Genomic DNA, 23,628 nt, shown 5'->3' on the forward strand with positions numbered 1-23,628 from the left:
ATCTGCTTATTTTAAATGATGCATTACTGATTCTATATATATTGACGGATTCATTAGTTCGTATGCTACACGCTCTGCTACTTTAAATACAAAAGAGGCATTAAACCCGATCAACAAGGATACTACAGCTAATCCAATAACTGGTAATACTAAAGCTATTTTACCTCTAGTATGGAACGGTGCGAAATAGTCTACCTCTTCCGCATTCGGCTTTGGCAAATCTTTCCAAAACACTTCTGACCAAATACGAGCTACAATAAATAAAGTAATAAAACTCGCAAATATCAATGTCCCTAATAACACATAACTCTCCTGCTTAAAGGCTTCTTGGAACAAAAGAATCTTTGGCCAGAACCCAGACAACGGTGGTATACCTGCTAGAGAGAATAGGATAATCGCAAAGACGATAGACAACTTAGGGTAATCCTTATAGAACCCTCCTAATCGATAAATATCTTGTGTTACACGTATTTTCTGTATCAGACCACTCATCATAAAGAAGTTACTCTTCACAATAACATCGTGGATTAGATAGAACACTACTCCTACAAAAGCTAGCTCTGTATAAATACCAATACCTGCTATCAGATACCCTATATGACAAACAATAAAGTAAGATAGTATTCTTCTAATATTACGCTTATTGATCACTCCTAGTGCTCCACTTATCATGGTAAGAATAGCAATAACTATAAATACTTGTAATACAAAGTCATCAGGTTCGAATACTACTGTGAATACTCTTATCATAGAATACACTCCCATCTTAGTCAACAATCCTCCAAACACAGCACCGATAGCTGATGGTGGTGTATGATAAGATGATGGCAACCAGAAGTACATTGGGAACACTGCTGACTTAATACCAAAACCAACAAAGAACAACAATGCGGTTACTGTTACTAATCCTCTATTCTCCACTGCTGCTACATGTTCAGGTAGGTCTGCAATATTCAGACTACCTGTTATCCCATATAGAATCCCGATGGCTGTTAAGAAGATTACCGAAGCTAACATATTCATGGTTACGTACTTCACAGCACCTTCCATCTGTCTCTTTTTTCCTCCTAATGTCAATAAAACGAAAGAAGAAATAATCACTACTTCAAACCACACATAAAGATTAAATATATCTCCTGTCAAAAAGGCTCCCATCAATCCCATAATTAAGAAGTGATAGATAAAGAAGTGTCCATATCGTATACGACTAATATTAGTCGCAGCCGTTGAGTATATACCTACAGCTAATGACACTATAGCAGTAAGCATCACCATCGTAGCGCTCAACATATCACCTACGAAGGTAATTCCAAATGGTGCTTCCCAGCCTCCCATTTGTAAAGTCATATTTCCATTTTCCCATATTAGGGTAAACAACCTCAAACTCACAAAGAAGCCGATGATGTTACCTATTACACTCGCGGTCTTCTGTGCCTGTACATTCTTCCAGAAGAACAACAGTACTATAGCCGTCAGCATATGTGCTAATATAGGAGCTAATATAAAGTTCGAAATCATATATCTAAATCTTGGATATTAAGTGAATCTAAATCATCAGTTCCTGTTGTCTCATGTACTTTCTTCAATAGAATAATAGCAAAAGCTGTCAACCCAAAACTGATAACTATGGCTGTCAAGATTAGTGCTTGGGGCACTGGGTCTGCATATACATCTGTAAAATGTTTACTCTCCCCGTTAATGATAGGCGCTTTCCCTTTGGTTAACTCCCCCATTAAGAAGATCAATATATTGGCGCCATTACCTAGCATCATAAACCCTAAAAGTAACTTAACCATACTTCTACGCAAGATCAAGTATATACCTGCAGAATATAAGATTCCAACTAATAATACTAATAGTAATTCCATACTTATCTCTTTTATTCACTTTCTGAAATAGTTAATAATATAGTTAGCACAACGCCAACTACCACTAAATAGACTCCAATATCAAAAAACAAGGCAGTCCCCACTGAGCCTATAACTGCTACATTATCTGCGAACCAAACTCCTGTCATAAAAGGTCTTCCCAATATTACAGGCAAAAAACCACTTATAAAAGAAATTGTCAAGCCTATAGGTATCAACATACGCGGCGGAATCTGAAACAGTCTCAATGTTCTTCTAGTCGTATAAGCAAAAGCGTGTAACACAAATGCTATAGACGCTATCAGTCCTCCAACAAAACCTCCTCCTGATAAATAATGCCCTCTTAACAATACGAAAAGAGAAAATAATAATAACAGAGGTAATAAGTAATTAGTCGCTGTCCTCAATATCGTTGAGTCCATCTTCTTTATATCGTACTTAGTCTTATTCTTCATCTTCTCTATATTTTAACATACTGAATACTCCTAATGCAGCAATAGATAATACTATCGTCTCTATCATGGTATCGAACCCTCTAAAGTCTACTAAGATAACATTCACCACGTTCTTACCTTTAGCAAGTACATATACATTCTCTGCATAATATCTACTGATATCCTTATCTGCTGGAGATACTAAAGCTTGTAAAGTAATAATAGAAATCAAAACACCGAATGCAATAGAAATAACTGCATCTCTAAACTGTATCTTCCTATTACCTAGTTTTAAGAATGGAGGTAACTTAAACAGTACCAAAATAAATAGTACTGTAGTCAATGTATCAATAGCGAACTGCGTCATTCCTAAATCAGGCGCGCCGTAGAATACGAATATTAAACAGATACAATACCCTACTACTCCAGTAGCTGCAATTGCTGTCAATCTTGATGATGTATTTATTGCAAAGACAATTGCTACTACCGCAATTAAGAATACGACTAACTCATAAGCTCTAAACTCAGACAGCCCTGTCGTGTTCACACGTAGTGGTACATCTGCAAATAACGTATATCCTACTAATCCCACAAAGAAAACAATGATTACTGCTAGATAAGATCTTAGATATCCGTTGTGGAAGATCCAAGTATAACGATAAGCTAATACTCTGAAGAACTCTACGATGATAGAGAATATATTCTTAGGAGATACTTTTTCGAAGTTCTCTACTACACATAGCGGGTTCTTCCATCTCTTAAAGATGATATACACTATCGTACCCAGCACGATCGTACATCCACTTAATAATAAGCTAGTATTTACACCATGCCATATCGCTAGTGGCATCTCTACTACAGAACCGTACATAGCACTAAAGGTCGCTATGATGATTTCGTGATACGCTATAGCTGGTAATACTCCTAATAGTAAGGTAAAGAATCCTAATACTACAGGAGGAGCTATAAGTGCCCAATCAGGTTGATGAGAGATACAGACATTCTTAGTCGCTTTACCGAAGAAAGGTTTTATACCAATTAAGAAACCTGAGCCCGTCAAAAACACATTTGTGAAGAATAAGGCACCTACTAATATTATCGCTAAAGTCTCATCCATATAATGAAGTCCACTCTCATAGATCAACTCTTTCCCAATAAACCCAAAAGTCAGAGGAATACCTGCACATGATAATGCGGCAACAACAGCTGCAACACTTAACAGAGGGAAATACTTACGCAGTCCTCCCAACTCGTTAATATCACGGGTATGTAAAGCGTGATCTATAATACCTGTAATCAAGAAAAAAGCTGCTTTATACAATGCGTGTGCTAATACGAATACCGCCATAGCATATAGCGCTATCTGAGTACCTATCCCTAACAAGAACATTAATAGTCCTAAGGCAGATATAGTAGAGTAAGCTAATATTCCTTTCATATCTTTTCTAAAGACACTGTGAAAAGCGCCGAATAGCATCGTCACACCACCTACTACTAGTAAGATTGTGTTCCACTCCATCTTACCTCCTAGTATAGGAGTGAATCTAGCTACTAAATATACACCCGCCTTCACCATCGTAGCAGAGTGTAGATACGCTGATACTGGTGTAGGAGCCTTCATCGCTCCTGGTAACCAGAAGTGAAAAGGGAACTGTGCAGACTTAGTAAAAGCTGCTATAAATAAGAAAATGATAATTAATAAGTAGAAAGGACTCTCTCTTAACACATCACTCTGTCCTAATAACTCGTGTATAGAATATGTTCCGGATATAGTTCCTACTATGACACCAAAGGACAGTAAGAAGAATCCTCCTAACCCTGTAATGGCTAAAGCCCATAATGCACTCGTTCTAGATTCTTCTTCTTCATTATTAAAACCAATCAAGAAGAATGAGCTTATACTCGTAAGCTCCCAAAAAATAAACAAGGTGATTAGATTGTCAGAAGTAACGACTCCTAACATTGCTCCCATAAAAACAGTGAGGTAGCAAATAAAACGGTGTAACAGAGGATGCCCTCTTAAATAAGAAGAAGCATATAAATATACCAATGTTCCAATTCCAGAAATCAATAATCCAAACAAAAGTGATAGACCGTCTATTTTAAAGTCTAAATTGATTCCTAATGAAGGAATCCATTCAGTGCTAAATAGGACACTATTAAATCCGTCTTTTACAGAACGTAAAAAAGATAATAGATATAAAAAAATTGAAAATGGAAGTAGGGATATTAATGCTACAAATTTAGTTTGTACAAACTTCTTTAGAAATAACACTCCGAAAGCAAGTACAAAAGTGAGAAAAATTAATGTTAGCATATTTTGTTTATTTCTCTAAATATATATTTTCAGTTTGATGTAAATATATACAAAAAAAATAAATTTTAACTTATAACTTGCCGTATAACAACAAATAACATCCACATTTTTCTCACCTTCACCCTGCCAATAGGGAATTAAAGGCAATTCCCTTAATTTAATCTTATTTATTCAACATTTCCCATAATTTATCCTTTAACTCCATTAGCCCTTGTTGAGCCACAGAAGAGATAAACATATATGGTACTCCATCTAATTCAGCATCTAGCTGTTCTTTTAATTCAGATTTTAACTCATCATCTAGCATATCACACTTAGTAACTACTAAAAGACGATCTTTATCCAGCATTTCTGGATTATATCTTCTTAGCTCATCTATTAAGATGTCATACTCTTTTTTAATATCATCAGCATCCGCAGGTACCATGAATAATAAAGTAGAGTTTCTTTCGATATGTCTTAAGAAGTAATGACCTAAACCTTTCCCTTCTGCAGCTCCTTCGATAATACCAGGAATATCTGCAATCACAAAAGATTTAAAATCTCTATACGACACGATACCTAAGTTAGGCTTCAGTGTTGTAAACGGATAATCCGCTATCTTTGGTTTAGCTGAAGTAAGTACAGATAGTAATGTAGATTTACCTGCATTAGGGAATCCTACTAATCCGACATCAGCTAATACTTTTAATTCTAATATAACATCTAGCTCTTCACTAGGCATTCCAGGTTGTGCATATCTAGGAGTCTGGTTAGTAGATGATCTAAAATGCCAGTTACCTAATCCTCCTTTACCTCCTTCGGCTACAATTCTCTTTTCGCCGTGTTCAGTAATTTCGAATAATACTTCACCTGTCTCTTTGTCCTTCACTACAGTTCCTAATGGCACCTCGATAATTCTATCGTCACCATCTGACCCTGTACTTCTAGAACTTCCTCCATCACCACCGTGACCTGCTTTAATATGACGTGCAAATTTAAGGTGAAATAAAGTCCATAAGCCTTCGTTTCCGACTATGTATACGTGACCTCCGCGACCTCCGTCACCACCATCAGGCCCACCTTTTTCAATAAATTTTTCTCTGTGTAAGTGTGTAGATCCTCTACCTCCCTTACCAGAAGCTACATATATCTTTACGTAATCGACAAAATTCCCTTCAGTCATTTCCTTTAATTTTTTTCGTCCTTATTGCACCATACAATAGGAATTGGGCGGCAAATGTAATATTTTTTAGCGAATGTTATAAAGTACCTTATATTAAAGTATCTATAACTTTGCTTAAACGTCCTGTAATTTCTTCGATAGAACCTATTCCATCTACAGCGTAGAATTTATTTTTTGCTTCGTAGAACGCGATAAGAGGAGCTGTCTTCTCATTATACTCTGTATAACGTGTACGAATCTTAGCCTCATCTTGATCATCAGCTCTACCACTAGTCTTACCTCTCTCTAGGATACGTGCTACTAATACATCATCATCAGCCTCTAAACCTACAGTTCCTGCAAAAGTGATTCCTTTCTCATTCAATAGTTTTTCTAGTGCTTCAGCTTGAGCGATTGTACGAGGAAAACCATCAAATAAGAATCCTGATTTATCCATATTCTTGCTCACCTCTTCTGCCAACATATTAATTGTAACACTGTCCGGAACTAGTTCTCCTTGATCCATATATACTTTAGCTTGTTTACCTAGCTCAGTATCGTTTTTTAAGTTAAAACGGAATACATCTCCTGTAGAGATATGTGTTAAATTATACTTTTCTTTTAAAAACTCAGCCTGTGTACCTTTCCCAGCACCTGGTTTTCCAAATAAAACTATTGCAATCATTATTTATTGTTTATTCTGTTAGTCTAATCTTTATTCTTTAATTTGGTATATCTCTGGTATATTTCTACCGTACTTATCATAGTCCATTCCATATCCTACGATAAACTTATTCTCAATCTCAAAAGCTACATAATCTAAATGAATATCTTTCGTATAAGCCTCTGGTTTTAAACATAACGTACATATACGTACTTCACTAGGTTTATGTTGATCAAATAATTTCTTTAACGCTACTAGTGTATTCCCAGTATCTACGATATCTTCTATAATAACTACTCTTCTATCAGTAACATCTATATCAAGTCCTAATAACTGATTAACTTGATTAGTTGATTGAGTTCCTATATATGAAGCCATTTTAACGAAACTCATTTCACATGAGCCTTTATAATGCTTCACCAAATCAGAAATAACCATAAACGAACCGTTTAGAACCCCTATAAATACAGGAACATCTCCGTTCATATCCATTTCTATTTGTTCTGCGATTTCACGCAATCTAGTATCAATCTGTTCCCTAGAAATAAAAGGAACAAACACTTTATCCAATACTTGTATTTCCATTGTGTCGAAGTTGTTCGTAATTTGCAAATATACAAAAAGAATACAGGTTTATTCGTTTCTATGCAAAGGATTTAACCTAAATAACCAAAAAATAAACCTCAATAATTTACTTTTTGGCCATTTGTTTTTAAAAACAAAAAACGTAGCGCTATTACACGCTACGTCTAAAACAAACTAATTCAATCTAACTCTAAAACCAAAGTTTATAGTTCTATCGTTGAGATTATTTTCACTACTTAAAACGTAATTTCAATTTTAATGAGCCAATTCACAACTCATAACCTACCAAATATAAGTTAATTTTTTTAACTAAAAAATATTTATTTAATATTTTATTACCATACTGAAATCAAAAATAACCAATCAATACCCCATAAAACTACAACTATCATCAAACAAACAACATATTAACTAAAAATTAATCACAAAAACCTCCTTTATTAACTATACAAATAACACTTCTTTAAAAAACTTTTCACACTATTTCTTACGAGAATATAATTCTATTCTTATCAAACTCTCATTATCTCTTCTACGATAGCTTGTCATACTTAGATATAGCGGATAAAACTCTTACTTCCACATAAAAAATATCTCAATCCATCATTAATACATTCATACCCTTTGAACTATTCCTCTATTCTCCATTCATATATACCTTGATCAGTAAGTGATATCAATCTGCTCGGGTAGTGATAGGCTATTTTTGGTACTTTTAAGCCGACCAAATGCCTATCACTAGCCGACCACATGCCGACCACCTCTCCCAAAAAGGTAAAAAAGACACATCTTCTCCTATAATCTTTACACCTATATTATATATCACCTCCATCCAATAACATACTCTAGATAACCAGACTAAGCTCTTCAAAATCATTTTTAAATAGAATAAGCACTTTCCAAAATCAATGTTCATTACATCTTACCCTTAAATATAAAACCAAACTAGGCATGAGGTGAATTTTAGACTTACTCTTTTATATTTTTAAATTATCTTTGCTCAATAACAATACAACTACACAATGAATTACTTTTCTACTGATTTCCGTTTGGGAATATTAGGAGGAGGTCAATTAGGTAAAATGCTCCTATATGACACTCGTAAATTTGACATCGCTACCAATGTACTAGACCCTAGTAAAGATGCCCCTTCTCAGTATGGAGCACATCAGTTCTTCCAAGGGGATTTAATGGATTTTGAAACTGTTTATCGCTTTGGTAAAACAGTAGATGTCTTAACAATCGAAATAGAAAATGTCAACTTAGACGCACTAGATAAGTTAGAAGAAGAAGGGCTTAAAGTATTCCCTTCTCCTAAGACACTTCGATTAATCCAAAACAAAGGAAATCAAAAAGATTTCTATACTACTCATAATATCCCAACTGCTACTTATAAGAGATTCTCTGATATAGAAGCTCTAAAAACAGCAGCTACAGCTAATGAAGTAACGATGCCATTCGTATGGAAGTCAGCTCAGTTTGGGTATGATGGTAATGGAGTAAAAGTAGTTCGCACGATTACTGACTTAGATGCACTACCTAATGTAGAGTGTATCGCAGAAGTGATGGTTCCTTTTAAAAATGAATTAGCTGTTATTGTAGCTCGTTCTGCTTCTGGAGAGATCAAGACGTATCCTGTAGTAGAAATGGAATTCCACCCAGAGGCTAACCAAGTAGAATATGTGATTTGTCCTGCGCGTATCGATAGCGCTGTAGCAGATAAGGCAAGAGCTATCGCTCTTCAAGTTTCTGAAAAATTTAATCATGTAGGTTTATTGGCTGTAGAGATGTTCCAAACGCAAGATGACGATGTAATAGTGAATGAAGTGGCTCCTCGTCCTCATAACTCTGGACACTACTCTATAGAGGCAAGCTATACTTCTCAGTTCGAACAACACATCCGTGCTATTCTAGATTTGCCTTTAGGGAATACAGATAGCAAAGTGGCTGGTATCATGGTAAACTTAGTAGGTGCTGAAGGCTATACGGGTCAAGTGTACTATGAAGGAATGGAAGATATCTTAGCGATAGAAGGTGTGACTCCTCATATCTATGGCAAACGCGAGACTCGTCCTTTTAGAAAAATGGGACATGTAACGATCGTGAATAGCGATATGGTTAAAGCTAGAGAAATAGCTCAGCAAGTAAAAGAAACTATTAAAGTAATCAGCAAATAAATCTTATGAAAATAGCAGTAGTAATGGGCAGCACATCTGATATGCCTGTAATGCAAGATGCAATCAATATTATTAAAGAATTCGGTGTAGAGGTAGAAGTGGATATCGTATCTGCTCACAGAACACCTGAGAAACTAGTAGACTTCTCTTCTAATGCTCATAAGCGTGGTATCAATGTGATCATCGCAGGAGCAGGAGGAGCAGCACACTTACCTGGTATGGTAGCTTCTATGTCTCCACTTCCTGTAATCGGAGTGCCTGTTAAATCTAGTAACTCTATCGACGGATGGGATAGTGTACTATCTATCTTACAGATGCCTGGTGGTGTACCTGTAGCTACAGTAGCCCTTAATGGTGCTAAAAATGCTGGTCTTCTAGCGATACAGATATTAGGTAGTCAAAACGAGGACCTTCGCAATAAGATGGTAGACTATAAAAATGGATTAAGAGAAGCAGTGCTTAAAGCAGCAACTGAAATAAAAGGTCTTTAGACCTTTTATTTAAATTAAGAATTATAAATTAAAAATTAAGAATCATCACCCTACGGGTGAGGGATGACTCAGCAACTTAAATATAACCGAAATATAGAGTAAGTATATTACTTCATATTTCGGTTATTATTACTTTAAAACCTATAACTACCTTGTTACTTTATGAAGCAAGAAAATATAATACAGACTAAAACTTATGATTTTGCTGTAAGAACCATCCGCCTATATAAACATCTATCTGTGACTAAAAAAGAATATGTACTAAGCAAACAACTTCTTCGTTCTGGTACTTCTATAGGTGCTAATGTTGAAGAAGCCCTTGGTGCACAGACAGAAAAAGACTTCTACACTAAATTATCTATTGCTTATAAAGAAGCTCGTGAAACTCATTATTGGATTAGATTATTAGCAGACACAGACTTTTTGACTATTCGTGAGAAAAACAGCTTACTTCAGGATTTAGATGAGATTCTAAAAATCATTGGTAGTATCAGAATTACTATACAAAATAAAGAAAGAGTTACACAGAATAAATAGGTATTTAAGCACTTTCTTAATTCTTAATTAAAGAAACAGGCTGTGTTGGCATGCTGTTAATATATCTCTGACGATTCTACTTATAGGAGAGCTATTATTCACTCCGTACATCCCAAGATAAGGTAAATGCTGTATCACCTCATCTCTCCCTTGATACACCACTTCTTTACACAGTTTATCTATAGTATTACACTCTTCTTCTGTCAGTTCAATACCTTCTTGTACTTTCTGCCATGTAGTAGATGCTAAATCATAAAAAGCTTCTCTACGCGTGTGATATGCTGTCTGTAGCTTCACTAACAATTCTGTTTGGAACTGTTCATAAACACCTCCTTTGAGTTTATTAAAATATACCTCTACTTCTTGTAGAAAGTGGTATTGCATTCCCAACTGATTCACAGCTAATGTAAACTTCGCAAACGGATAAAAAGGAAACTTATAAAGTGGGGTGTCGATAGTACATGCCTCACTCGTGATACTAAAGCTACGTGATTTAGGTACGCATAATCCTTCTGCCACGATAGAATGACTCCCTGTAGCTATTAGTCCTAAGGTATCCCAACTGTTCTTAGTTGTTACTTCAGAAGGCAAAAAGAAAAATGACTTATACACAGGTCTTCCTTCTGCATCATACTGCAATTCCCCATTGACTTCAAGATGACAATTCGCTGTAAAAACTGTACAATGCTGTAGTCCCGTTACGATATCCCAAGTCCCATTGATAAGGTAATATTCTCCTTCTTCTCTTGCTACTCCACTTACCTTACCACTACCTCCAAAACACACCTTAGCGTCTTGAAAGACTTTATTACTTTCATTAGGATCTAAAAAGCCTACAAACATATTAGCTCCTGCACATAGCGTCACTGTCCATCCTAAACTACCATCTATAGTAGCTAATTGCTCTTCTACTCTTAGTGCATCTATAAAGTCTAGTTCTAATCCATTATATTGTTTAGGTACAAATAGGTTGAATAAATTGTTTCTATACAGCACTTCTAATTGTTCTGTTGTTAGATGACCTAGTTGTTCTGCTGTAGTTATATTGTCTTTAAGTATTTGCACATCGGCATCACTTAGATACTGTCTCATAATATGTTGTTTTGTCAACAACAAAGCTACCGCATTAAAACACTTTAAACAAAAAAGACCTCATCAGTAATACTGATAAGATCTCTTCTATTGCTCTATTTTTCTCTATTCTAAATTTTCTGGTAATAATAAACTAAACTGACTCGCTGTGAGAATATCTCCTATGATACGGTTCATCTCTGTAGTATAATTCATCGCTCCCATACCTAAATAAGGTATGACTTTCAGAACAGCATTACGTCCTTTATAGACTAGGCCTTTGCACATCTTCTCAATATCAGCAGTAGTCTGCTCTGTTAACTTCCCATTTAATGCTATCTCATCACTAGAGGACTGAGCTAATCGATAGAAGGCTGCTCTTCTCTCAAGGAATTTCTCTTCATATTGATAGAACAATTCATCTTTAAACTCAAAGTATTTATTATACAACTCTCCTGTAAAGTACTTTCTTAGTTCATCCATAAAATGCTCTTGCATTCCCAAATGATTTGCAGTCAAGGTTAACAATGCAAACGACATAAAGGGATAGTGATAGGTCTGTTCGTTGATAACAGGATGATTACTATCTATCTCAAAAGCACGATTACTACTTACCCTAAAGTCTCTGATATTGACGCTGTGACTCGCAGTAGCTTTTAACCCGACAGACTGCCAATCTTCAATAACATTAATCTCCTTAGGGAAGAAGAAAAACGTTTTAAAATAAGGCGAACCATCTTCCTTATAAAGCAATTCTCCTTTTTCTTCAATATGACAGTTCAAGGTCAATACGGTACAATGTGGTAATCCGACGATATAATCCCAAGTACCATTCACTATATACCCATCTCTGGATACCTTAGCGATACCATCTATCTGTCCACTTCCTCCAAAACATACTTTAGGGTCTTGGAAAATCATTTTGGCAAGAAAGCTTTCTAAATATCCTACGAACATATTAGCACCAGCACACATGGTCACTGTCCACCCTAGACTACCATCTATTCTAGCCAACTGTTCTTCCACCTGTAAAGCTTCAATCAAACTAACTCCTAGGCCTCCTAAATATTCAGGCACAAACATATTAAACAACTTATTATCATAGATAACTTGTAGTTGCTTATCCGTTAATGTACCTAATCTAATAGCTTCATTTACTTCACTTCTCAGAATGTCTACATCCTTTGATGATATTTCCATCATAACATATTGATTAATTATCTATTATAACAAACATATTAATTTAAAAATTGATTAATATGTGATTATTCACACCTAGTGCAAAAAACATTCCAATATTATTAACTAACCATTATTTAAAAAAAACTTACTTTTATAGTATAAAAATAAATTAGAAAATATGTCGGCATTGAACAATCCATTTAACACCGTTCATGGTACAGCACCATTTACTCAAATTAAAACGGAAGACTATATACCTGCTTTCAAAAAAGCAATACAAGATACAAAAGCAGAGATAGACACTATTACGGCTAACGTTGCAACACCTACCTTTGAGAATACACTAGAGGCATTAGCCTACTCAGGGATGGAATTAGATGTATTGTCTAATATCTTCTTTAACCTGAACTCTGCAGAGACCAACGATGAGATGCAGAAAATAGCACAAGAGGTAGCTCCTATGTTATCTGCATTAGGCAATGATATCTCTTTAAACGAAGAGTTATTTAAACGTGTAAAAGCAGTTTATGAGCAAAAGGAGACACTGAACCTTACTATAGAACAAGAAACCTTATTGACAAAGAATTATAAAAGCTTTGTCCGCAATGGTGCATTGTTATCAGAAGATAAAAAAGAAAGATTAAGAGCAATAGATGCAGAACTGTCTACTACAGCCCTAAAGTTTGGAGAAAACGTATTAGCAGAAACACATAAATACCAACTGCACATCACTGAGGAGAAAGACTTAGCTGGTCTTCCTGAAGGCGCTATAGAAGAGGCAAGAGCTTTAGCAGAACAAGAAGGTAAAGAGGGATGGATATTCACATTAGACTATCCTAGTTATATCCCTTTTATGACCTATGCTGATAATCGTGAGTTGCGTAAAGAGATGGCTATCGCTTCAGGTAAAAAAGCCTTTCAAAATAATGAGCACAACAATGAAGCGAATGTCTTAAAGATCGTAAACCTACGTCATGAGAGAGCTAATCTATTGGGATATGCTACACATGCTCACTTCGTATTAGAAGAGCGTATGGCACAGAGCCCTGATAAGGTAAATGCTTTCTTAGAAGAGCTATTAGCAAAGGCTAAGCCTGCTGCAGATAAAGAGTTTGCCGAATTAACTGCTTTTGCTCAAAAAACAGACAAAGTAGATGTGTTAGAGAAATGGGATGGTTCATACTACTCTGAGAAGTTAAAACAAGAGCGCTTTAGCTTAGATGATGAATTACTTAAACCATACTTCCAGTTAGAGAATGTATTAGACGGTGCTTACCAAGTAGCAAATAAGCTATACGGATTAGTTTTTACAGAAGTACAGACTATAGAGAAGTATCATGCAGATGTACGTACATTTGAGGTAACGAACGAACAAGGGGACTTCATAGCGGTATTCTATACTGACTTCTTCCCACGTAAAGGAAAGAGAAACGGTGCATGGATGACTTCATTCAAAAACCAATATATCAAAGATGGTATCAATGAAAGACCACATATCTCTATCGTATGTAACTTCACTAAGCCAACTGCGACTAAGCCATCGCTACTTACCTTTAACGAAGTGACTACTCTATTCCACGAGTTTGGGCATGCACTACACGGCATGTTAGCAAATACAACTTATCCATCATTATCAGGAACTAATGTGTATTGGGACTTCGTAGAATTGCCAAGCCAAGTGATGGAGAACTGGTGTTATGAGAAAGAAGCTTTAGAGCTATTCGCTAAACACTATCAGACAGGAGAGACTATCCCTATGGAATTAGTAGAAAAGATCAAAGAGAGCGCGAGCTTCTTAGAAGGAATAGCTACAGTACGTCAGTTGAGCTTCGGTCTATTAGATATGGGATGGCATGGGCAAGACCCTACTGCTATCACGAGTCTAAAAGACTTCGAAACAAAACAATTTGCCTCTACTCAACAATATCCTGATGTAAAAGAGAATGCAATGAGTACTTCATTCTCTCATATCTTCCAAGGTGGTTACTCATCTGGATACTACAGTTATAAATGGGCAGAGGTACTGGATGCTGATGCATTCGCATACTTCAAAGACAATGGTATCTTCAATAAAGAAGTAGCTACTAAGTTTAAAGAATATGTATTATCTCAGGGAGGAACTGACCACCCAATGACATTATACAAAAAATTCAGAGGTCAAGAACCTACTCCAGATGCTTTATTAAAAAGAGCGGGATTGTTATAGGTTAACGGTGGACGGTTTACAGTTAATAGCTGTAGACCGTTTAGCTGTTAGCTACATTATATTATCTATGAACAAAATTCCTTTCACTAATAACAAGACAAAAAATATCACACTTAAAAAAGGAGATTACCTCTTTCAAGCAGGTGATGTAAATACATTGTTGTATTATGTCGTTAGTGGATGTATACAACTCTATATCTTAGACCAAAGTGAGGAACGCATTATTCGCTTCGGATATAAAGGAAGTACAATCTGTGCTTTAGACAGTTTAATTACTCAACAGCCTACTATCTATTACTTACAAGCCATCAGACAGACAGAAGTTATTGTCCTATCTTCTGAAGAAACAACTAGATTACTAAACGATATGGAAGGAATAAAGAAACTTATTATTCAGTTTCAAGAAAGAGAAATTGACCTACTAACAGATTCTCCTATTCTTCGATATCAAAGAGTCTTAAAACGATCTCCTCTACTATTTCAAGAAGTTCCACAAAAGTATATTGCTCGTTACTTACGAATGACAGCTGAAACTCTATCTCGACTTAAAAAACTTGATTTGAATCAAGATTTAGATTAATCCTTTACTAGACCTTTGTAGTATAAAATTATTAATGATGACTAATCAACAAGTATTAGATGGATTATGCTTGCTTACAGATAAGCATTTAGAGCAGCTGCAATACATAAAGAGACTTAGTACAGAACAGCTTAACTATAAACCAACAGTAGAATCATGGAATATATTACAGTGTATTGCACATCTTAACTATTACTTTGATTTTTACTTACCTCAATTTAAAAGTGCAATGAATGGTAAAAAGAGAGAACAGCTACTATTTAAATCAGGAGTGATAGGTAAGTACTTTGCCAATATGTTAGTATACAAAGAGAATCAAAAACCTATTAAAAGTCCTAAACACACTAATCCAATAGATAAAACCATATCTACAGGTGTAATTAACATTTTTGAAGCTAACTTAATTACTCTCAAAGATATTATAGAACAAATGCCAAAAGAAGTACTAATCAATAGAGAGATTGTAACTATGTTTTCTAATTGGTACAAGCTCAATGTAGGAGATAGCTTGCGCATTGTAGTGTATCACAACGATAGACACTTTCATCAAATACAGAAGTTACTGCCATAAAAACAAAAACTCCCATTGTATTGTTACAATAGGAGTTTTCTTTTAAAGTACATTATTCATTATAAAAAACACTCTTCACTATAAGTATAAGCATCTAGTGTAACAGGTATTTTATTCGCTTCTTTAAGGTCATGTTGTGCCTCATTATAACGCTCGACATCAGCATCCGCTTTAGGGTCCTTTATACTTCCTAATATTGCATTGATACGGTCAAACTCGCGTTGCTGATCAGCTTTAAGATATCCTTCTGCTACTTTACATACTTCTTTAAAAGTTTTACCTCCTACTTCTTTTAAGAAAGCTGCATCTGTCTTATCATGGTCTATTCCCTCATCATCAGTATAGATGACATTCATATTTCCGATGATTTGTATTGCCTTTTGAAGACGCAATTGATCTACATCTCCTAAAGTTACCATCATCTTATCTTCAGAATCCATATAGGCATCCATATTATCTACAGCCAACCTTAATTCTTTTGTCTCTGTCTGTACTTGTGTAGTCTCCACCTTCGTTTCTTCCATCACTACTGTCTCCACTTCTTTCTCTTTACAACTAACTACTAAAAGAGCTAATGCAAATAATGTCAACCCTATTTTTCTCATACTTCTGTTTTAAAAAACAAATGTAAAACCTAAAGCACAAATTATACAATAGCCATTTATAGTGATTTAATAAATTAACATTTACCACTATAATAAAGAAAGGGAGAGGCAATCCATACCTCTCCCTTCACCAAAACAAAACCACTATAAAAATATAGTCACCTTACTTATTATGAAATTTATTATTATGCAAGATCTCCAAACTTCCCAGAGTTAAAGTCATCTACTGCTTGTACCAACTCATCTGTTGTATTCATTACGAATGGTCCATAGTGTGCTATTGGTTCATTTAAAGGTTCTCCTGAGATTACTAAGACTACAGTATCTTTAGTAACTTCTACCGTAAACTCTTCTCCTTCTCTCTCCATGTGCGCCACATGATCTGTAGCTACTGCTGTTCCATTTACTTTTACTTCACCTTCTAATACTAACAATAAAGTAGTGTACCCTGAAGGAAAGCTAAAGTTAGTACTTGTACCTACTTTTGCTTTTAAATTGTACATGTGAATAGGCGAGAATGTAGAAGCTGTTCCTTTAGTTCCATTATAGTCTCCTGCTATCACTTCGATTACCCCTCCCCCATTAGGCAATGTATATTTTGCCATTTTATCATGTTCTATTGCCTGATACTTAGCAGGTCCTTTCTTATCTTCTCTCTTTAAGTTCACCCATAACTGTACCATTTGAAACTCACCACCTGTTTTACTCCATTCTGTTTCATGAAACTCTTTGTGTAAAACTCCAGACGCTGCAGTCATCCACTGTACATCACCTTCCCCTATGATACCTCCACCTCCGCTACTATCTCCATGTTCTACACGTCCTTTATATGCTATCGTTACAGTCTCAAACCCTTTATGTGGGTGAACTCCTACACCTCTTGGGATTTCTGAAGGCCCAAATGTGTATTTAGAATTATAATCAAACATGATGAAAGGATCCATCTGTTGCATATTCATATTAGGCATACTTGGAATAAAGTTGTGCACTCTAAAACCATCTCCTACAAAGTGTGCTGGTTGTGGTTTTACTACTTGTTTAATATTTCTTGTTTTCATATCTCTTTGTTTTTTGTATTACAAATTTACAACCTCATCCACCTTTAAACACTTAACCTACAACAAGAAGTATGCCTCATAAAAAAGGAGGTTTACCTCAGCAAACCTCCTCCTGTTTATTTGTCTAGTATGACTAGTTCTTAATCTCTATTCTAATGCCTTCGCTATGAGCACTCATCTCTGGTGCGTACATACTCTGCATAGTCGTAATACCATTAGAGAATTGACCACTTACATTAGCTCTTAACTCATACTCGAATACATAGCTTCCTTTTCTCAATCTCGATATAAAGAAATTCGTAGATGCGTCTCTTGTCTCTTCATAGTATCCGAACTCTCCTTTCCATCTATATCCTGATAATACATTCGTAGGTTCAAACCCACTAGCGCGCATATCTTTTAAGTGAACATAATCCATATCCCTATCTGCACTTATCTCTAAACGTACTGTCACTATATCACCAACTTTAATTGGAGACTCTTTAGTGATCTCACGTAGTACTTGACCTTGCTCTGTATTCGCTTTTATATATAGCTTTTTAGTTAACTTAATACCTGTCTCTGCTGTATTAATAGCATCTAAATCTTCAAAGTACTGCCAGTACATCGCGCCATAAGCAATACCAGGAGATGTCTTATTTACTTCTACAACACCTTTTTTAGCTGTCAGCTCTGCTTTAGTCCAACTCTGTTTAATATAACCACTACCCGCCTGAGCATTTGCTTCTGTATCTATAGGATATCCTCCTACTTTTACTTCAAGACCTTGCTCTGCATCTAACCAAGACTTTCCTGTATTTAATAAGGCATATACAGCCTTTGTAGTAGCTTTAGTAGATCTCCATCCAGTAGTTTGTTTATTCTTTAGTAACCAAACTTTCATCTGTTCTATCGCATTAGCGTATTTCTCTTTATTTACCTCGTTGGTAGCTTCTAGAATTGCTACTTGAGTTTCGATAGGCGCCTGATACCATAACCATCCTGCAGTATTATTCTTCCAATACATTCCCATCTCATCAGATTCTATCGCTGTCTCCATAATCCCCTTAACAATACTCTCTGCCTTTTTATCAGAACCAAATCTCTTTGCTATCACAGCTCGTATAGCCTCTTGATAAAGATTATTAGCAGGTTTCTCGCTCTCGATACTTTGACGAATAGCTGTTATCATAGGAGAGTATTTCTCATTGATACCAAAGTCCCCTATAAAATAACTACGTGCATATAGATAGTGTGTACCTAAGCTAGGAACTTTACCTTTTACACCAAACTTCACTTGCTCTTCATAATCTTTATACTGTGCCTGATCCATATACTCTATTGCTCTCTTTAGCATCGAAATATAATTCACATCACTTGCCCAAGGCGCATCCATTGCACCTATGCATTTCAGATTACCAAAACCTTCTACAATAGTTTGTGTAATATAGTTGTCTGATTTACCTCCTTTAAACCAAGAGAATCCTCCATCTTCGTTTTGTTGCTCGATTAACTTATCAATATCCGACTGAAGATCATATTGCATTTTATTCAAATCAAACAAGACTGCCATACGCTTCATTTGCTCAGCCTCACTTGTTGCTTCTCTAACCCATGGCGACTCAGCTAACAGTACACTCTTCAACTCTTGATTCTGTTCTAGTTTAGAAGACATTTCTCCTTTTACATTCCATTGATCAAAGACAGTCTTAATCTTAGGATTGTCATTTAATATCTTCGTTGCAACAGCATTAGCAAACACTTTACTAAACACTTGCTCTGAGCTATCATAAGGATATTCTTGTAAGTATGGTAAAGCAAACACAGCATTCCAAATCGGATTAGTCGTTAACTCTAATGTCAGTTTATGATTCTGCAGTGTATTGCTTCTATTCGCTTCATACTCTTTAAACTTGAATATCTTATTCTGTCCTTCTTTGATGTAGATAGGCATCGTCTCTGTTACTAGCATTCTATTAGTCAATACCGGTAGTACAGACTCTTCTCCATCACTATAATTATCTGACACAGCTACTATTCTACACGATACTACATCTACGCTATTCGGAACTTCTATATCCCAATTTACAGCACTTGACTCTTCCTTATTGACAGAGAACTCTCCTGTTTTCTCTACCAACAACTCATTCGTGTAAGCATTAAACAGTTGAAGAGTAGCTTTTCCTTTTCTATTAGTATCAGATAGATTAACTACTTTAGTAGATAACGTTAACTTATCTCCTTGTCGTAAGAAACGAGGTAAGTTAGGCACTACCATTAACTCTTTTTGAGTTACTACTTCTTTTTCTGCATAGTCACTACGCAAATCCTTAGTATGAGCAAAAGCCATAAACTTCCATTTAGTCAAAGCTTCAGGCATTGTGAACTCAAACTTCACATCACCATTCTCATCTGTCTTTAGTGTAGGGTAAAAGAATGCTGTCTCTTGTAAGTTTTTACGAATAGTCGGTGCAGGGGCATCAGCTTTTTCTACACTGTTACCTCCAGTACTTACGTCCTTAGACTCATTCATAGAAGCATCTTCTTTTAACTCCTCCTTAAACGCAACAGTTGGAGCAACTATGTTTTCAGCCATTGCATCTCCACTCACCTTACTCATCCCTCTCACTCGCATTGTTCCAGAACCAATTCTTACTTTAGGTTGGAAGTTTAAGCCGTAAGTATTAAATACGATTGGTCTATCTATTATAAACTTAGTATAATCAACTGTCTCACTTGCTAATGAATTAAAGTAACTTATTCCCTTGATATTACTAAAATCATACATACTAAATGAAGGTCTGTTGTAATAATGTACAGGAACCTTAAGAGTAGTATTTAGACTATGTGATACGAACTGATCTAAAGAAGCATCATACATAGTAGCCAATATTTCAGATACCACTTGCTCCTTCTCCTTCCCTTTTACACTTAAAGACCACTTTTCTTTAGCTCCTGGTTCTACCTTATCTCTAAAAGACTCAATAACTAAAAACAGTTTACTCTCTTCTCCTTTTAGAGCAACACTAGCCGCATCTTGTGCTGCTATATTGTGCTTTAATGCTAAGGCATAAACATCTACTACCTTATAATCCTGTTTAATAGGAATATCTATTGACGAACCTCTCTTATTGATCTTCATCACTTTTTGATAAACCTGTTTACCGTTTGCTTTTACTTCTACGAATGCATACGTATTATTCTCAGCACTACGTATCTCTACACTAGCCTTATCTCCTACTTTATATACTTTGTCCTCTGCTTTTAATTCTACTAAGACCTTTGATGGCTCTTTTGACTCCTCATTTCTTAATGTAAAGCGTTTCTCTATCTCATTCTTCTCACCGTTCTCGTATACATATCCCTTAACGATATACGCACCCGAAGACAATTGTTTAGCTCCCTTAAATACCACCTCTTTTGTATCTGCTGTATTAAATGATGTACTAAACACAGAATTACCTATTCCCCATTGTGCAGTATCTTTCTCATCTCCGTAATCTAAATGAGGGAATAGAGAGACAAACTCATTGTAATCATACAACTTATAATCTCCTTTATCTAAACCAAAATTATCAGAGATACGCTCAGGATTAGGAGCTAAAAGAGGAAATATACTTAACTCCCCTTGAGAAGCATAGTCTATCCCATTTAAGTTCTTCGTACTAATCGTAAACTTACTCAAATCCTTTACTGTAGAAATAAAAGGAAGATTAACAGCTAACTCTATATTCTTCTCTCCTACTATAACATCTATACTACTGCTATGTGTTTCTCCATTCTGGTCTATTACATCTGCATAGATATAATAAGTAAAGGTACGAGGCAGCTTACTTTCTTTTTCTTCTTTAGGCAACGCCTTAAAGCTGATAGTAAACTTTCCTTTCTCATCCGTTATTGTCTCTCCCTGAATCATTGTCTCAGGATTCAGATATCTACTTGGGTAGTAAGGTCCACATATCCAATAAGGCCATATCTCTTGTCGTTCTACTCTATAGATTACTTTTGCCTTATCTATATTAGCCCCTAAGAAAGCTTTAGCGTTTCCTTCTACTATTACCTCCTCATTTAGCTTATAGATCTCTTTAGGTTTTTCGAACTCTACTTCAAATTTCGGGCGCTTATACTCTTCTACTGACAGATGACTCCATCCTACAGTCTCCTCTCCTAATATGACTTCAACACTATAATTACCTAATCTACCTACAGATGGCAATACAAACTGTCCATTGACAGAACCAAACTCATTGGTCAACAGTTGTTGTGTAGTCAATTCCTTTCCATTAGGATCATATAGCTTTATAGATACTTGTGCCTTAGCTACGACTTGCTCACTCAGCTTACTCTTTTTAGAAACTATAGATTTAAAATATAAGACTTGTCCTGGTCTATAGATACCTCTATCTGTTAGTACAGTCGCTTTATACTGTACATTATCTTCTTTTTCTTCTTGCTGATAACGATTGTATACATAAGAAGAATAATATACCTCTTCCCCTTTTATATTAGCATAAAGATATCGATCAGATTTAGCAAAATCAAGATTAGCCTCTCCATTCGAGTCTGTCGTTATCACCGTTTCCCAATAATTACTATTAGTTCGCTTCTCATCTTCATTAGCGATGTGAATACTAATATTGCTTAATGGCTTACCTGTTCTTCTATTATAAGCACGTAATTTCCCTTCGTTTATTTCTATAATATTAGGTGTCACATTAACTAGGCTCACTTGTACATCCGACTCTCCTTCTTTGATTTGGTCAAAAGGAACATTAGAAAATGCTATAAAGTATCTACCTGCCTCTAATGGATGTAACGCTACCACAGTCTTGTGCATTTCATAATCAGTGAAGGTACTCAACTGCAATGCATAAGTATCTATAGAAGTATATTCCTTATCTAATCTGTTATATGCCTCTATCCCCTTATGAAAGGGTACATTGTTACTTCTCTTAGCCTGGTTGTTCTTATACACGCGCACATATACCTTATCCCCATTCTGATGTCCTATGCTCACAGGTATAGCCTGCTTATCTAGCACATACTTATTGATATTATAAGTGTATTGTTTGCGTTCTGTATACTTCTTCAGTGCACTTAAGTTCTCTGCCGTCTTGGTATTAGGAAATAACTTTACAGCCTTATCTATTAGAGCTACTAGTTCTACTCCATTTAGATAATTAGCATATCCCTCATACACAAGAGGCTCATTAGGATACGCTGCTAATAAGCTTTCGAACTTCTCTTTTCTATCCTCACTAGATTCTATAGTAGCTGCTAGATACATCTCTACATACACATAGAGTGTAGGATCATTCTTAGCTTTTACATCTTTTAGAAGAGATGCTTTTAACTCTTCCTTCTTTTGCTCTAGTGTTCTACGTTCTTCATCTGACAAATCAAATGAGTTATACTGTAGATTGTCTAAATAATTTAGACGCAATGCATCATACACTGTCAGTTTAGTCCTATTAACACCTAAGTTAGAAACATTAGAGCTAAACATATCTCCCCAATTACCAATAGACTCTCCTTGTTCTTTAGCTGCTAGAGAAAGTCCACTTTGATAATACTTTTCTATTTCTTTCTTAAACTCCTCAGCAGTCCAGTATGCAACACCAGAAGCTGTACTTTGTTCTAAAGTTGTTCTACCTCTAAGTTTATATTTATTAGCAGTGTAATAAAGCTTAAATATTTCAGCGATATACGTGTCGATAATAGCCTTATTAATTCCTTTAGCATTTCTTCTTTCTTCAGCGAATTGCTTAATGACTGTATTGACATCATACTTATCATCTTCACTGACTAAGATATTCACTCTTGCCTCATAGAACATTGCCTTAATCATACTAGGATAGTCATTGTGTCTTTTTGACAACTTCTTTACTTCCTGTATATTGGGCAACATGCTCTTTACCTCAGCATTCTCTTCTTGTTTCTGAATAATATTCCACAACTCTTGTATTCTCCCATTCGAGCTTTGTCCAAAGCCGATCATCGGAGCAAGAATCATAAGATACAAACCTAACTTCTTCATAGTTTTATAATTGAATCCTTAAAGATAGAGTTTTTATAAATTACTTCTAAAAACTTGTACAGCAAATGATACAAAATAGTCGTTAACCTATCATTAAATAACAACTTCTGTTCTTCTTTTTT

The 23,628-nt window shown here is 35.6% G+C and carries 18 protein-coding genes; 6 read left to right on the forward strand and 12 right to left on the reverse strand.

What is annotated here, in order from left to right; genetic code table 11:
* Positions 1-6: 6 nt before the first annotated feature.
* The 7 genes from MYRA21_RS03015 to hpt all read right to left on the reverse strand — a co-directional run bounded on the left by MYRA21_RS03015 (position 7) and on the right by hpt (position 7,012).
* Positions 7-1,518 (reverse strand): proton-conducting transporter membrane subunit, encoded by a 1,512-nt coding sequence (locus tag MYRA21_RS03015; RefSeq protein ID WP_039328494.1) that lies wholly within the window; start codon positions 1,516-1,518, stop codon positions 7-9.
* Positions 1,515-1,868 (reverse strand): Na+/H+ antiporter subunit C, encoded by a 354-nt coding sequence (locus tag MYRA21_RS03020; protein ID WP_006259515.1) that lies wholly within the window; start codon positions 1,866-1,868, stop codon positions 1,515-1,517. The genes MYRA21_RS03015 and MYRA21_RS03020 overlap by 4 nt, the downstream gene beginning before the upstream one ends.
* Before the next feature lie 11 nt (positions 1,869-1,879).
* Positions 1,880-2,323, reverse strand: coding sequence for a Na+/H+ antiporter subunit B (locus tag MYRA21_RS03025; RefSeq protein WP_006259516.1), 444 nt, complete (start codon positions 2,321-2,323; stop codon positions 1,880-1,882).
* Complete coding sequence (mbhE, locus tag MYRA21_RS03030) at positions 2,313-4,619, reverse strand: hydrogen gas-evolving membrane-bound hydrogenase subunit E (protein ID WP_006259517.1); 2,307 nt, start codon at positions 4,617-4,619, stop codon at positions 2,313-2,315. Before mbhE ends, MYRA21_RS03025 begins: the two co-directional genes overlap by 11 nt.
* A gap of 163 nt (positions 4,620-4,782) precedes the next feature.
* Complete coding sequence (gene obgE / locus MYRA21_RS03035) at positions 4,783-5,784, reverse strand: GTPase ObgE (RefSeq protein ID WP_006259518.1); 1,002 nt, start codon at positions 5,782-5,784, stop codon at positions 4,783-4,785.
* 88 nt (positions 5,785-5,872) lie between these two features.
* On the reverse strand, positions 5,873-6,448 hold the full coding sequence (locus MYRA21_RS19255; RefSeq protein ID WP_006259519.1) for an adenylate kinase: 576 nt from the start codon (positions 6,446-6,448) through the stop codon (positions 5,873-5,875).
* Between the two features lie 30 nt (positions 6,449-6,478).
* Complete coding sequence (hpt, locus tag MYRA21_RS19260; RefSeq protein WP_006259520.1) at positions 6,479-7,012, reverse strand: hypoxanthine phosphoribosyltransferase; 534 nt, start codon at positions 7,010-7,012, stop codon at positions 6,479-6,481.
* 1,022 nt (positions 7,013-8,034) lie between these two features.
* On the opposite strand from hpt, the gene MYRA21_RS03055 reads away from it, so the two are divergent.
* From MYRA21_RS03055 to MYRA21_RS03065, 3 genes are all read left to right on the forward strand, one after another.
* Positions 8,035-9,189, forward strand: a complete 1,155-nt coding sequence (locus tag MYRA21_RS03055; protein WP_039328496.1) for a 5-(carboxyamino)imidazole ribonucleotide synthase — start codon at positions 8,035-8,037, stop codon at positions 9,187-9,189.
* 5 nt (positions 9,190-9,194) lie between these two features.
* Entirely contained in the window at positions 9,195-9,680 is a 486-nt protein-coding gene (gene purE / locus MYRA21_RS03060; RefSeq protein ID WP_006264727.1) for a 5-(carboxyamino)imidazole ribonucleotide mutase, read from the forward strand.
* 162 nt (positions 9,681-9,842) lie between these two features.
* On the forward strand, positions 9,843-10,217 hold the full coding sequence (locus MYRA21_RS03065) for a four helix bundle protein (RefSeq protein WP_039328498.1): 375 nt from the start codon (positions 9,843-9,845) through the stop codon (positions 10,215-10,217).
* 27 nt (positions 10,218-10,244) lie between these two features.
* On the opposite strand, the gene MYRA21_RS03070 is transcribed toward MYRA21_RS03065, so the two are convergent.
* Positions 10,245-11,309: a hydroxylase gene (locus MYRA21_RS03070; protein ID WP_039328500.1), complete on the reverse strand. Its 1,065-nt coding sequence runs from the start codon at positions 11,307-11,309 to the stop codon at positions 10,245-10,247.
* 105 nt (positions 11,310-11,414) lie between these two features.
* Positions 11,415-12,491 carry a hydroxylase gene (locus MYRA21_RS03075; RefSeq protein WP_039328502.1) on the reverse strand — a complete coding sequence of 359 codons (1,077 nt, stop codon included), beginning with the start codon at positions 12,489-12,491 and terminating at the stop codon, positions 11,415-11,417.
* Between the two features lie 157 nt (positions 12,492-12,648).
* Between MYRA21_RS03075 and MYRA21_RS03080 the strand changes: the two genes are divergently transcribed.
* The 3 genes from MYRA21_RS03080 (at position 12,649) to MYRA21_RS03090 (ending at position 15,827) form a co-directional block, all read left to right on the forward strand.
* Positions 12,649-14,676 (forward strand): M3 family metallopeptidase, encoded by a 2,028-nt coding sequence (locus MYRA21_RS03080; protein ID WP_006266949.1) that lies wholly within the window; start codon positions 12,649-12,651, stop codon positions 14,674-14,676.
* A 67-nt stretch (positions 14,677-14,743) separates the two neighbouring features.
* Complete coding sequence (locus tag MYRA21_RS03085; protein WP_051009450.1) at positions 14,744-15,256, forward strand: Crp/Fnr family transcriptional regulator; 513 nt, start codon at positions 14,744-14,746, stop codon at positions 15,254-15,256.
* A gap of 34 nt (positions 15,257-15,290) precedes the next feature.
* Entirely contained in the window at positions 15,291-15,827 is a 537-nt protein-coding gene (locus tag MYRA21_RS03090; protein ID WP_006266947.1) for a DinB family protein, read from the forward strand.
* A 59-nt stretch (positions 15,828-15,886) separates the two neighbouring features.
* Here the strand turns inward: MYRA21_RS03090 and MYRA21_RS03095 are convergent, their stop codons facing one another.
* The 3 genes from MYRA21_RS03095 to MYRA21_RS03105 form a co-directional block, all read right to left on the reverse strand.
* On the reverse strand, positions 15,887-16,432 hold the full coding sequence (locus MYRA21_RS03095) for a hypothetical protein (RefSeq protein ID WP_006266946.1): 546 nt from the start codon (positions 16,430-16,432) through the stop codon (positions 15,887-15,889).
* Positions 16,433-16,617: 185 nt separating this feature from the next.
* Positions 16,618-17,490 carry a pirin family protein gene (locus tag MYRA21_RS03100; RefSeq protein WP_006266945.1) on the reverse strand — a complete coding sequence of 291 codons (873 nt, stop codon included), beginning with the start codon at positions 17,488-17,490 and terminating at the stop codon, positions 16,618-16,620.
* A gap of 133 nt (positions 17,491-17,623) precedes the next feature.
* Positions 17,624-23,506 carry an alpha-2-macroglobulin gene (locus tag MYRA21_RS03105; protein ID WP_039328504.1) on the reverse strand — a complete coding sequence of 1,961 codons (5,883 nt, stop codon included), beginning with the start codon at positions 23,504-23,506 and terminating at the stop codon, positions 17,624-17,626.
* Between the last annotated feature and the right edge of the window lie 122 nt (positions 23,507-23,628).

This window comes from Myroides sp. A21, assembly GCF_000807225.1.
Taxonomy (GTDB): domain Bacteria; phylum Bacteroidota; class Bacteroidia; order Flavobacteriales; family Flavobacteriaceae; genus Flavobacterium; species Flavobacterium odoratimimum.